The 12,251-nt window shown below is 72.4% G+C and carries 14 protein-coding genes; 10 read left to right on the forward strand and 4 right to left on the reverse strand.

Annotated elements, in window-relative coordinates:
* The first annotated feature begins 72 nt into the window (after positions 1-72).
* Positions 73-1,002 carry an LLM class F420-dependent oxidoreductase gene (locus tag ABZ406_RS11840; RefSeq protein ID WP_357759249.1) on the forward strand — a complete coding sequence of 310 codons (930 nt, stop codon included), beginning with the start codon at positions 73-75 and terminating at the stop codon, positions 1,000-1,002.
* Positions 1,003-1,035: 33 nt separating this feature from the next.
* Here ABZ406_RS11840 and ABZ406_RS11845 read toward each other — a convergent pair whose 3' ends face one another.
* Entirely contained in the window at positions 1,036-1,458 is a 423-nt protein-coding gene (locus tag ABZ406_RS11845; RefSeq protein ID WP_357759252.1) for a hypothetical protein, read from the reverse strand.
* Positions 1,459-1,577: 119 nt separating this feature from the next.
* Between ABZ406_RS11845 and ABZ406_RS11850 the strand changes: the two genes are divergently transcribed.
* From ABZ406_RS11850 to ABZ406_RS11860, 3 genes are all read left to right on the forward strand, one after another.
* On the forward strand, positions 1,578-2,330 hold the full coding sequence (locus ABZ406_RS11850; RefSeq protein ID WP_357759255.1) for a hypothetical protein: 753 nt from the start codon (positions 1,578-1,580) through the stop codon (positions 2,328-2,330).
* Complete coding sequence (locus tag ABZ406_RS11855; protein WP_357759258.1) at positions 2,327-3,598, forward strand: FAD-binding protein; 1,272 nt, start codon at positions 2,327-2,329, stop codon at positions 3,596-3,598. Before ABZ406_RS11850 ends, ABZ406_RS11855 begins: the two co-directional genes overlap by 4 nt.
* Positions 3,599-3,742: 144 nt before the next feature.
* A complete protein-coding gene (locus ABZ406_RS11860) occupies positions 3,743-4,651 on the forward strand; it encodes an alpha/beta hydrolase (RefSeq protein WP_357759260.1) in 909 nt (302 codons plus the stop codon).
* Between the two features lie 72 nt (positions 4,652-4,723).
* On the opposite strand, the gene ABZ406_RS11865 is transcribed toward ABZ406_RS11860, so the two are convergent.
* A complete protein-coding gene (locus tag ABZ406_RS11865; protein WP_357759263.1) occupies positions 4,724-5,863 on the reverse strand; it encodes a site-2 protease family protein in 1,140 nt (379 codons plus the stop codon).
* Positions 5,864-5,970: 107 nt separating this feature from the next.
* Here ABZ406_RS11865 and ABZ406_RS11870 point away from each other — a divergent pair, with 107 nt between their 5' ends.
* Positions 5,971-6,252, forward strand: coding sequence for a hypothetical protein (locus ABZ406_RS11870; RefSeq protein ID WP_357759265.1), 282 nt, complete (start codon positions 5,971-5,973; stop codon positions 6,250-6,252).
* 11 nt (positions 6,253-6,263) lie between these two features.
* Positions 6,264-6,659, forward strand: a complete 396-nt coding sequence (locus ABZ406_RS11875; RefSeq protein WP_357759268.1) for a hypothetical protein — start codon at positions 6,264-6,266, stop codon at positions 6,657-6,659.
* Positions 6,660-6,696: 37 nt separating this feature from the next.
* Here ABZ406_RS11875 and ABZ406_RS11880 read toward each other — a convergent pair whose 3' ends face one another.
* Complete coding sequence (locus tag ABZ406_RS11880; RefSeq protein ID WP_357759271.1) at positions 6,697-7,551, reverse strand: alpha/beta fold hydrolase; 855 nt, start codon at positions 7,549-7,551, stop codon at positions 6,697-6,699.
* Between the two features lie 254 nt (positions 7,552-7,805).
* On the opposite strand from ABZ406_RS11880, the gene ABZ406_RS11885 reads away from it, so the two are divergent.
* Genes ABZ406_RS11885 through ABZ406_RS11900 form a run of 4 tightly spaced genes read left to right on the forward strand, consistent with a single transcriptional unit; the run spans position 7,806 to position 11,294 of the window.
* Positions 7,806-8,705 carry an ABC transporter ATP-binding protein gene (locus ABZ406_RS11885; RefSeq protein ID WP_357759273.1) on the forward strand — a complete coding sequence of 300 codons (900 nt, stop codon included), beginning with the start codon at positions 7,806-7,808 and terminating at the stop codon, positions 8,703-8,705.
* Between the two features lies 1 nt (position 8,706).
* Positions 8,707-9,507 carry an ABC transporter permease gene (locus tag ABZ406_RS11890; RefSeq protein ID WP_357759276.1) on the forward strand — a complete coding sequence of 267 codons (801 nt, stop codon included), beginning with the start codon at positions 8,707-8,709 and terminating at the stop codon, positions 9,505-9,507.
* A gap of 27 nt (positions 9,508-9,534) precedes the next feature.
* A complete protein-coding gene (locus ABZ406_RS11895) occupies positions 9,535-10,665 on the forward strand; it encodes a histidine kinase (protein WP_357759279.1) in 1,131 nt (376 codons plus the stop codon).
* Positions 10,662-11,294, forward strand: a complete 633-nt coding sequence (locus ABZ406_RS11900) for a response regulator transcription factor (protein WP_357759282.1) — start codon at positions 10,662-10,664, stop codon at positions 11,292-11,294. The genes ABZ406_RS11895 and ABZ406_RS11900 overlap by 4 nt, the downstream gene beginning before the upstream one ends.
* Before the next feature lie 16 nt (positions 11,295-11,310).
* Here the strand turns inward: ABZ406_RS11900 and ABZ406_RS11905 are convergent, their stop codons facing one another.
* Positions 11,311-12,222 carry a L,D-transpeptidase family protein gene (locus ABZ406_RS11905; RefSeq protein ID WP_357759285.1) on the reverse strand — a complete coding sequence of 304 codons (912 nt, stop codon included), beginning with the start codon at positions 12,220-12,222 and terminating at the stop codon, positions 11,311-11,313.
* Between the last annotated feature and the right edge of the window lie 29 nt (positions 12,223-12,251).

The following is a 12,251-nucleotide window of genomic DNA, read 5'->3' on the forward strand; positions in this document are numbered from 1 at the left end:
GTCGGCCATCTCGCCGACGCTGCGATCGCCATCCCGGCGCGGCACCGCCAACCGGCTCCCTATGCTCGGATCATGGAACTGCGGATCTTCACCGAGCCCCAGCAGGGCGCCAGCTACGACCAGTTGCTCGCCGTCGCCCGCTGCGCCGAGGACGCCGGCTACGGCGCGTTCTTCCGGTCCGACCACTACCTGGTGATGGGCGACGTGAGCGGCGAACCCGGCCCCACCGACGCCTGGACCACCCTCGCCGGCCTGGCCCGGGACACCAGCCGCATCCGGCTCGGCACGTTGATGACCGCCGCCACCTTCCGGCTGCCCGGCCCGCTGGCGATCACCGTGGCGCAGGTCGACCAGATGAGCGGCGGCCGGGTGGAGCTGGGCATCGGCACCGGTTGGTACGCCGAGGAGCACAGCGCGTACGGCATCCCGTTCCCGCCGCTGGCCGAGCGGTTCGACAGGCTCGAGGAACAGCTCGCCGTGATCACCGGGCTCTGGTCCACGCCGAAGGGGGAGCGGTTCGACCACGACGGCAGGTACTACCCGGTCCGTGACTCACCAGCCCTGCCGAAGCCCGTGCAGCAGCCGCGCCCTCCGATCCTGCTCGGCGGTACGGGCCCGAAGCGCACCCCTCGGCTGGCGGCCCGCTACGCCGACGAGTTCAACCTGCCGTTCGCCTCGGTGCCGGACACGGCGGCGCAGTTCGACAGGGTTCGCGCGGCCTGCGTCGACATCGGCCGGGATCCGGCCGGGATGGTCTGGTCGAACGCCCTGGTGCTCTGCTGCGGGCGCGACGACGCCGAGGTGGCCCGCCGGGCCGCCGCCATCGGCCGGGAACCGGACGAGCTGCGGGCCAACGGTCTGGCCGGTACGCCCGCCGAGGTGCTGGACACCATCGGCAGGTACGCGGAGATCGGCAGCGAGCGGCTCTACCTCCAGGTGCTGGACCTCGGCGACCTGGACCACCTGGAACTGGTCGCCGGCGAGGTGATGTCGAAGCTCTGAGTCGACCGGTGCCGGTGGGGCGCCCGCCGCCGATCAGGCCCGGTGGGCCGCCGTCCGGACCGCGTTCGGGTCACCCAGCACGGTGTCCAACCGCCCGTCACCGTCACTGTCCACATAGGTGATGTCCGGGATCCCGTCACCGTCGACGTCGATCTGGACGACGTCGGCGACGCCGTCACCGTCCAGGTCGGTGACCACCTCCACCGAGCCGTCCAGGTGACGGGTCACTATCGACTGCGCGCCCGGAGCGCGCGGCGGCGGCCCGGGTGCCGGCACCGGCGTCGGCGCGGGCGCGGGTGCCGGTGTGGGCCGGGGGCCAGGTGAGGGAGACGGGTGGCTCGGCAACCCACCGGACGGCGGCGCGCCGACCTGCTCGACCTCGGTGCCGGTGGGGTCCAGCTCCTCCTCGGAGGGGAAGACGTCGCCCCGTAGGGCCGGATCACGGTAGCTGCTCATGGGCGTAGGGTTCCCCGACGACGACGAGAACAACCGTGCCCGATCGACCGGTGTCCCCGGTGCCCGGTGTGGCGGAAGATGCGGGGACCGACGCCACGGTCATGAACGGGGGTCCGAGCGTGGAACTGCGCCGGAGTCGGGGCGCCCGCGTGCTCGCCCTGGTCTGCGTACTCGGTGGAGTGCTCTTGTTGGTCTATCCCAGCGACGGCGCCCTGCTACGAACGATCATCGCGGTGGGTGCCATCGCGATCGGGGCGGTGGCGCTGGTCAGCGCGTTGCGTCGGTTCCGGTTCGGGATCCACGCGGACGGGCTGAGCATCCGACGGCCCGGCCTGCGCCGCGACGTCAGGTGGGCGGAGGTCGACACGCTGGTCCTCGACGAGCCGCCCCGGCGCGACGGGCACCCGGAGCCGCCGCGACTGCTGCTCGTTCCCGTGCCGGGTGTGACGATCGAGCCGGTGACCGCCCGCCATCCGCTCGACGGCCGCCCCGCCGTCGAGGTGCTCGTTCTCGACCAGGTCCGCGAGCAACCCGATCAGGTGTCCGCGGCACTCACCCGCTTCGCCGGGGGCCGCTTCGTCGACCTGCTCGCGCTGCGTCGCGCCGCCTTCGACATCCCGGATCTCCCGGTGGGACTGCGCGGCTACCAGATCGACCGGGTCGACCGGCTGATCCGACGCGGCCAAAACGCCCTGTTGTCCGCCGACGCGTCGACCCGCCGCGCGGCCCGGGGGGAGATCGAACGCGCGATCACGGCCGGTCTGCCGATCGCCCAGCGTGGCTACCACACGGGCCAGGCGGCTACCGTTCTGGACGACCTCGTCGCCGCGTTGGCCGACCACGACACCACCGACCGGGAGACCGCCACATGACCGCGCAGGAACCGCAGGCCGGGTCGATGACCGACGTTCCGCGCCGCAACTGGGCCGGCAACGTGCGGTACGCCGCGAAGGCGTTCCACCGGCCCACCTCCGTCGACGACCTGCGCCGGCTCGTCGCCGGCAGCAGCCGCATCCGGGCGGTGGGCAGCGGGCACTCCTTCAACCGTCTCGGCGACACCGACGGTGACCTGGTCAGCCTCGCCGGGCTGCCCCCGGTCGTCGAGGTGGACCACGAGCGCGGGCAGGTCACGGTGAGCGGCGCGATGCGCTACGGCGACCTCGCCCGACACCTGCAAACCCAGGGGTACGCGCTGGCCAACCTCGCCTCGCTGCCGCACATCTCGGTGGCCGGCGCGGTGGCCACCGCCACCCACGGCTCCGGGCAGACCCACGGCAACCTGGCCAGCGCGGTCGCCGGCCTGGAGCTGGTCACCGCCGACGGCGACCTGCTGCGTGTCGACAACGGCACCGACGCGTTCGCCGGCATGGTGGTCGGGCTCGGCGCGCTCGGCCTGGTCACCACCGTCACGCTGAACGTCGTGCCGACCTTCGCGCTGCGCCAGTACGTACGCCTCGACCTCGACCGGACGGCGTTGGACGAGGCGCTCGGCTCGGCGTACAGCGTGAGTGTCTTCACCGACTTCCGTACGCCCCGACTGCGCGAAGTGTGGCGCAAGCAGGTGGCGGATGAGCCGCCGCCCGCGGCGGACTGGCTGGGCACCACCGCCGCCGAGCAGCCCCGCCACCCGGTGCTCGGGATGCCGGCGGAGAACTGCACCCCGCAGCTCGGCGAGCCGGGTCCGTGGCACGAGCGGCTGCCCCACTTCAAGCTCGGCTTCACGCCGAGCAGCGGTGACGAACTGCAGTCCGAGTACCACGTCGCGCGGACGTCGGCGGCCGACGCGCTCGCCGCCCTGGACGACGTGGCGGACCTGATCGCCCCGGTGCTGCTGGTCTCGGAGCTGCGTAGCGTGGCGGCCGACGAGCTGTGGCTCAGCCCGAACTACCGTCGGGACAGCTTCGTGCTGCACTTCACCTGGGTCGACGACACCGCGGCGGTGCTGCCGGTGGTGGCCGCCGTGGAGGAGCGCCTGGCGCCCTTCGCGCCCCGCCCGCACTGGGGCAAGGTGTTCGTCACCGACCCGGCTGAGCTGTCCGCCCGCTACCCGAGGTACGCCGACTTCGCCGCGCTCCTAGCCGACCTGGACCCGAAGGGCACGTTCCGCACCGACGCCCTGGACCGCTACTTCCCCCGCTGACCCGCTCCGGTGCCATAGCGCGCCGGCATGGGGTGGATGGGATTGGTGGGCCGGAGGACGCCCGACACACACTGATGCCTGTCGATGAATCACATCGGCCGGTCCCCGTCCCGGGGCCGTCGGCTCCACCCCTCGGAGCGAGACATGCAGCCCGTACCCGCCATCATCCCCGACCCAGTCCCCCGCCGCCCCCGTCGTGGCCTGCGCTGGGCGGTCGCCCTGGCCGTCCTCGGCACCGGACTGGGCGCCGCGCCGGCCGCCCACGCCGCCGCCAGCCCGTACGAGCGTGGCCCCGCACCCTCGGTGGCCAGCATCGAGGCCAGTCGGGGTGCGTTCGCCATCGCCCAGAGCACAGTCGCCGCCTCGAGCGTCAGTGGCTTCCGGGGCGGAACGATCTATTACCCGACCAGCACCGCCGAGGGCACTTTCGGCGCGGTGGCGATCTCACCCGGCTACACCGCCACCCAGTCCAGCGTGGCCTGGCTGGGGCCGCGCCTCGCCTCACAGGGCTTCGTGGTGATCACCATCGACACGTTGTCCCGCTACGACCAGCCGGCCAGCCGGGGCACGCAACTGCTCGCGGCCCTGGACTACCTCACCAACACCAGCGGCGTGCGTACCCGGATCGACCGCAACCGGCTCGCCGTGATGGGGCATTCGATGGGAGGCGGCGGCAGCCTCTCGGCGGCGAACTCGCGGCCGCAGTTGCAGGCCGCGATCCCGCTGACCGGCTGGCACACGGTCAAGAACTGGTCCGGCGTACGGGTGCCGACGCTCGTGGTCGGCGCGGAGAACGACTCGGTGGCGCCGGTCTCGTCGCACTCGGAGCCGTTCTACACCAGCCTGCCGTCCACGCTGGACAAGGCGTACCTGGAACTCAACAACGCCAGCCACTCCGCGCCCAACTCGACGAACGTGACAATAGCCAAGTACAGCATCTCCTGGCTGAAGCGCTTCGTGGACGACGACACCCGCTACGACCAGTTCCTCTGCCCCGCACCCGCCGCCTCGACGACCATCCAGGAGTACCGGGACACCTGCCCCCACTCCTGACCCCGCCCCGCTTGCGGTGATCATGGGGTTGGCGGTGCCGATATCGGCGTGTCGCACCCGTCAACCCCATGATCACCGGGAGGGGGTGGGAGTGCGGAGGGTGCTTCGTTGGACGGCGCGACTGATGTCGCTGGGGGAGACGATGCCGGTCAGGTGGCCGTCTTCGGTCACCACCAGGGCTCGACCGTCGGCGCACTCGGTGAGCCGGGGGAGCAGGTCGTTGAGCTGCTCACCGGGTTGGGCCAGCACCAGTTGGTCGGCGCGGCAGGCCACCTCGGCCAGCGTGGTCGATGCCCGCCGCTCCGGCGGTACGCCCCGCACCCGGTCGACGGTGACCAGGCCGATCGGCCGGCCGTCAGCGGTCAGCGGCAGCGCCGAATGCCGGTACGCGAACAGGTAGTGGTCGACGAAATCCGCGACGGTCATCTCCGCCGAGGCGGTCTGCGGCTGGGGCGTCATCACGTCGCCCACCCGGATCCCGCGCAGCGCCGTCCCGGTGCGGGCCTGCCGTTCCTCCGTCCCCGCCGCGCCGATCAGGAACCAGCCGATCAGCGCCAACCAGAGCCCGCCGAAACCGACCCCGGACAGGAACTGCCACAGGCCCAGACCGATCAGCAGTACACCCAACACCCAGCCGGCCCGGGCGGCGACCACCGACGCCCTGGTCCGGTCACCGGTGGCCTTCCAGACCGCGGCGCGCAGCAACCGACCACCGTCCAGGGGCGCGGCCGGCAGCACGTTGAAGATGGCCAGCAGCACGTTGATGCCCGCCAGCCAGGCCACCGCCCCGAACAGCAGCCCGCCCTGCCCGGCCAGCGCGAGCAGCGCCGCGATGACACCGAAGAACGCCCCGATCAGCAGGCTGACCAGCGGGCCGACCCCGGCGATCCGCAACTCCGCGCCCGGGTCGCGCGGCTCGCCCCGCAACTCGGCCACGCCGCCGAACAGCCACAGCGTGATGCCGTCGACCTCCAGGCCGTTGCGCTTGGCCACCACGGCGTGCGACACCTCGTGGGCGAGCAGGCCGACGAAGAACACCACCGCCGCGGCCAGCCCGGCGAGGGTGTACGCCACCGGCGAGTGGTCGGGGTACGAGCGGGGGAACTGGTTCGCCGCCAACCCCCACGCGATCAACGCGAAGATGACCAGAACGCTCCAGTTGACACCGACCGGAACCCCCGCGACCCGGCCAAGCCGGAAACTGGCCCTCATCCCGCCGAGTTACCCCGGGCGGGCCGGTCCATGCCAGACCCGGCTGAGCTGGACACGCGCGACGCTGCATCCTCCCGGTCCGAGTATGCAGCAGGTAGGCTCGGAGTATGACTCGCCGCATCACTATCAGCCTGCCCGACGACGTGGCCGCGTACGTGGAGCGCACGCAGGGCAACACGTCGGGTTTCATCACCGGGATCCTGCGCCGAAAGATGCGCGCCGACGGCCTTCGTGCCAGGTGGGCGCAACTCGGCTACGTAGTGACCGACGAGGATATCGAGCGGACCCGTTCGCACCTCGCCGCACGAGCGCCGATCACCGACGAACAACACTCCCGCAACGCCGAGTGGCTGCGCCAGTTCGACCAGGACGGGTCGGCTGCCGCGTGAACGGTCTCGTCTTGGACACGTCCGCTCTGCTCGCCTATGCCTCCGGCACGAGCATCGAGCCGGGGGCGATCCTGACCCTCGCCGAGGAGGACCCGGCGCAGGAGGTGTGGATTCCGGCACTGTGCCTGGGGCAGGCCCAACTGGAGGTGGCTGGCACACCAGCCGTCCACCTGCTCGACCTGCTCCTCAGCGAGGAGCGGGACATCAAAGTGGCGGTGTACGACGGGGCGACCAGCCGGCGGGTGGCCCGGATCGCAGCGCGGTTCGACGTCCCTCTGGACATCGCTCACGCCGTGGCGACCGCCGTCCTGTACCGCTGTTACCTGGTCACGCACGACCCCAAGCGGGTCGCCCCAGCCGCGCCGCCCGACCTGGAGATTCTCGACATCTCCGTGGGCTGGGGCTGAGCCAGCCTTCCGGACGGCGATGACCGACCCCTCCAGGTCAGCGGCGCGGGGTTTCGCTGGCGATTGTCGCCTCCCGGGGCAGGGCCGCAGCGCGCAGCGCCCAGTCCAACGCGTAGTCGGCGATCGGCTCCCAGCCGTCCTGCCCGACGGTGAAGTGTGATCGGCCGGGGAACTCCTCGTAGGCGGTGAGGGCGCGGGACTTCTGGTAGAGCCCTGCGTTGGCGCGCACCACCGACGCCGGCACCACGTGATCGACCTCGCCGGCCATCAGCAGCAGCGGTGCCCGGTCGTTGCGCCCGACGTCGACCCGGGCCGGTGAGCGCGGGTCGACGTTGGCGAACGCGCCCTCGAAGAAGACCCGGCCGGCACCGGGGACGGCGTACCGCGTCCACGCCCGGTCGGACTCCTCGCGGCTCATGGCGTTGCCGAAGGTGAACGCGAAGTCGTCAGTGGTGAACGGGACGGCCTTGTTCCGGTTGGCGGGGCTGCGCAGGATCGGGAAGCCCGAGCGCAGTTGGTTCAGCGGCACCTTGAGCACCCCCTTGATCGCCGCGGGGTGCACGCCCACCACCGCCGCGCCGAGACCCCGATCGGCGAGGACCTGGGCGAACAGGCCGCCGAACGAGTGCCCCATGATGATCGGCGGTCGGGGCAACGCGCGGATGATCTTGTCGTAGTGCGCGACGATCGTGGCCATGCTCTGCTCGGCGATCGGGGCGGGGTCGTCGCGCAACTGCTCCACCGACCGGTCCATGCCGGGCCAGGCGGGGGCGATGACGTGCATGCCCCGCTCGGTGTACCGCTGGGCCCACCCCTCCCAGCTGCGCGGCGTCATCCAGAGCCCGTGGATCAGCACGATCGTGTCGACCCGACCCTGCGGCGTGGCACCCATCGCGTCCTCCCGGTGTCGTGGCGTCCGGCCCGGCGGTTACCCGCTGCCGCCCCCACGATGCCTCCGTCGGGGGCGGAGGTGTCTGCGAGCGTGATGACTCAGGGACATATTGATGACACAGAGGCATCACGCTCGTCGCGGCCCTCGCCCGCCAGCCTGTTCCTGGCCGTGCGATTCGGGCCCTGACAAATGTCACGGCCGGAACGTGACAGCCGCTTCAAGAGTCGAGGCCCGCGACACCCCAGCATTTACCCATGACCAGTTCGCATCCGGCTGTCGAGTTGGACGGCCTCACCAAGAGCTTCGGCGCGGTCACCGCTGTCGACGGGTTGAGCCTTCGGGTGCAGCCCGGCGAGGTGGTGGCGTTCCTCGGCCCGAACGGCGCGGGCAAGACCACCACCATCGACATGCTGCTCGGGCTGTCCCGCCCGGACACCGGCACGGTCCGCGTTCTCGGCGGCACCCCTGACGACGCGGTGGCCCGGGGTCGGGTGGCCGCCGTACTCCAGACCGGCGGCCTGCTCAAGGACCTCACGGTGGGCGAGACGGTACGGATGACCGCGTACTTCTACCGGCACACCCGCCCGGTGGCGGAGGTGCTGGAGCGGGCCGGTATCACCGACATCGCCGACCGGGTGGTCGGGCGCTGCTCGGGCGGTCAGCAGCAGCGACTGCGTTTCGCGTTGGCCCTGCTGCCCGACCCGGACCTGATGGTGCTCGACGAGCCGACCACCGGCATGGACGTCGAGGGTCGGCGGGACTTCTGGCAGGCCCTGCGCCGCGACGCCCGACGGGGGCGGACCGTCATCTTCGCCACCCACTACCTGGACGAGGCGGACGCGTACGCCGACCGGATCGTGCTGGTCCGGCAGGGGCGGATCGTCGCCGACGGCACCACCGCGGAGATCAAGAACCTGGCCGCCGGCCGTACCGTGCGGGCCACCCTGCCCGGCGCCGACCAGGCCGCCCTCGCCGCGCTGCCCGGCGTGGACGCCGTGGAGGTTCGCGGTGACAGCGTGCTGGTGCGCACCGGCGACTCGGACGCGATCGCCCGGCACCTGCTGACCCGGACCGCGGCCCGGGACGTCGAGATCACCTCTCGCAACCTCGAGGACGCCTTCCTCGCCCTGACCACCGCGCAGACCGGAGCCTGAGATGACCACCTCCACCCCCGTCCGCGCCGGTGTCACCGCACCGGACCGTCGGCTGCCCGCACTGGGCGGGTTCGCCCCGGGTGCCCTGCGCATCGAGCTGCGCCGGGTGCTGCGTAACCGGCGCACCCTCGCCTTCACACTGATCATGCCGGGCGTCTTCTTCCTCATCTTCGGACTGCCGCAGGGCGGGCAGTCGCTGGACAACGGTCGGCCGGTGACGGCGTACGTCATGATCAGCCTGGCCGTCTACGCGGCGATGGTGGCGACCACCAGTGTCGGCGGCGCGGTGGCCACCGAGCGGGCGCTGGGCTGGAGCCGGCAACTGCGGCTCACCCCGCTACGCCCGGCGGCGTACGTGGCGACCAAGCTGATCACCGCGATGAGCCTCGGCCTGCTCGCTGTCGTCGTCGAGTTCGCGGTGGGCGCGGCGGCCGGCGTCCGCGTCCCGGCGTACGTCTGGCTGCTGTCCGGGCTCGCCGCCTGGGTCGGCTCGCTGGTCTTCGCCGCGTTCGGTCTGTTCATCGGCTACCTGGCGCCGGCCGAGAACGTCATGCAGATCATCGGCCCGGTGCTGGCGGTGCTGGCCATGTTCGGCGGGCTGTTCGTCCCGGTCGAGGTCCTGCCGGACGTGCTCCAGCAGGTCGCGAAGTTCACCCCGGTGTACGGCATGGGCGTGCTGGCCCGCGCGCCGCTGACCGGCGACGGGGTGAGTATGGCGGCGGTGGCGAACCTCGTCGTCTGGGCGGTGCTCTTCGGTGTCGGCGCGGCCCGGCTGTTCCGCCGGGACACCGCGCGGGTCTGACCGGCCGCGACCGATAGCGTGAACCCGATGGACCTTTCCACGGGTCAGCCGCAGCCGATGAGCCGCCACTGGCGGGTCACCGGCTGGCTGCTGGCCGCCGTGTGGTTGTTCTTCCTCAACGTGCCGCTCGCCACCGCGCTGCACCAGCCGGAGCCGTGGCGGCGGGTCCTCGGCGTGGTGGCTCTCGTCGCCTTCGGCGTCGGCTACGTGCTGCTGTTCCAGTGGGCCCGCACGCTGCGTCAGGCCCTGCTCCCGATTCCGGTGGGCCGGGCGCGGGCCGGGCTGGCGCTGCTGCTCGCGGTGGGCCTGGCCAGCCTTCCGGGTACCGGCGGGGACTGGCTGGCCGCCCTGGTCTACGTCGCGGCGGCGGCGGTGTTCCTGCTGCCGCCGTGGGAGTCGCTTGCCGTCGTGGTGCTGTGTGCGCTGACCCCCGCGCTGACGTCCTGGCTGGTGCCGGGCTGGGAGGCCGAGCACGGCATCGTCTGGGCGGTGCTGCTCGCCTCGTTCGCCATGTTCGGGGTGTCCCGGCTGGCCCAGCGCAACAGCGAACTGCGGGCCGCCCAGCAGGAGATCGGTCGGCTCGCGGTCGCCGAGGAGCGCGCCCGTGCCGCCCGCGACCTGCACGACATCCTCGGGCACTCGCTGACAGTGGTGGCGATCAAGGCCGAGTTGGCCGGACGGCTCATCGAGGTCGACCGGGACCGGGCCGCCGTCGAGATCGCCGAGGTGGAGGCGCTGGCCCGGGCGGCGCTGGCCGACGTACGGCAGACGGTCGGGGCGTACCGGGAGGTCACTCTCGTCGCGGAGCTGGCCGGCGCCCGTTCGGCGCTGGCCGCGGCGGGCATCGCGGCGGACCTGCCGGCCGAGGTGCCGGACCTGCCGGAGGAGTGGGACGCACTGTTCGGCTGGGCGGTGCGGGAAGGGGTGACGAACGTGGTCCGGCACAGTGGGGCGCGGTGCTGCGTGATCCGGGTGCACCCGGATCGGGTCGAGATCGCTGACGACGGTCGGGGGCCGTCCACCCCCGACCCGAAGGGGAACGGGCTCGTCGGCCTGCGGGAGCGGGCGCGGCGGCTGGACGCGGTGGTGAGCGTCGGACGGCGGCCGGAGGGTGCCGGTTTCCTGTTGCGGGTGCACGCGCCGGGGGAGGCCCGGTGAGCGGCGGGTCCACGCCGATCCGGCTGTTGCTCGCCGACGACCAGGCGCTGGTCCGGGGTGCGCTGGCCGCGCTGCTCTCTCTGGAGGACGACCTGACGGTGGTCGCCGAGGTCGGTCGGGGCGACGAGGTGGTGCCCGAGGCGCGACGCAGCGCACCCGACGTCGCCCTGCTGGACGTGGAGATGCCCGGCCTGGACGGCATCGCCGCCACCGCCGCGTTGCGATCCGCGCTGCCTACCTGCCGGGTGCTCGTGGTGACCACCTTCGGCCGACCCGGCTACCTGCGCCGGGCGATGGAGGCCGGTGCGAGCGGCTTCGTGGTCAAGGACACCCCGGCCCGGCAGCTCGCCGACGCGGTCCGCCGGGTGCACGCCGGCCTGCGGGTGGTCGACCCGACGCTCGCCGCGGAGACCCTGGCCGCCGGTGTCAGCCCGCTCACCGACCGGGAGACCGAGGTGCTGCGTACCGGACGTGGGGGTGGCACCGTCGCCGACCTGGCCAGGGCGCTGCACCTGTCCGAGGGCACGGTCCGCAACCACCTGTCGGCGGCGATCGGCAAAACAGGTGCCCGCAACCGGGCCGACGCGATCCGGGTCGCCGAGCAGAACGGCTGGCTGCTCGGCGAGTGAGCGTGTGTGCCCGCGCTCAGGCGGTCGGCGGCGGGGCGGCCAGTTGGTCGACGACGACGACGCTGCTCCCGGGACGGACCTCGGCGAGCAGTTCCCGCTGACCGCTGCGGGTCAGCCGGATGCAGCCGTTGGTGGTGTTCTCGCCCAACTCGTCGTCGTGCTGCCAGGTGTGCACCCCGATGTGCGCGCCGCGCAGCCCGGTCGGCACCGACTCCGGGTCGTCGGGCACCGAGCCGAGGGCGTAGATGTCCACCCCGCCGTAGACCTCCTCGGGCGGTGGGGTGCGGCCCAGGATGAAGGTCCGTCCGAGTGGAGTCTCCTGGCCCGACTGGCCGAGGCTCACCTCCCAGGAACGCACCGCCTTGCCGGCCCGGTACCAGGTGAGTCGGTGGACAGTGCGTTCCACCACTATCTGGTCGCGCAGCGGCACCGTCTCGAACCCGCCGGGCGGCAGCCAGGCGAGTCGACGGTTGGCCGAGGGCAGCAGGACGGCGGTCCAGCCGGTGCGTCGCTGGGCGATCGGCATGGTCAGCTCGACGCCGCGGATCGTCGGTTCGAGGAAGGCGCGCGGCCGACCACCGGGAGCGTCGTACGCGGCGATCCGTCGGGTCGGGTGCGCGCCGTCGGACAGCGGCGTGACGTCCATGGTGTTCGGGTCGGCGGGGAACCCGCCGGGTGCGGGGTCGTAGTCGACCACCGGCAACCCGTCCGGGGCGGGCGCGGCCGGGGGGACTGACTCGTCCGCGCTCTGCTCCACACTGCTCGGTGTCGGGTCGGCCGCCACCGGGTTGCGGTCGTCGGGGGCCGTCGAGCTGGGGGTGAGAGCCTGGCCGACAAGCAGCGCGGTCACCAGCAGCGCGGGTACGCCGATCGCGGCGGCCACCCAGACGCCGCGACGGCGGTACGGGGTCTTTCGGTCAAACGACACGAAACCACTCTATGGTGGCGGATGCGTCG

It is taken from the genome of Micromonospora sp. NPDC005710, assembly GCF_040630995.1.
Classification (GTDB): domain Bacteria; phylum Actinomycetota; class Actinomycetes; order Mycobacteriales; family Micromonosporaceae; genus Micromonospora.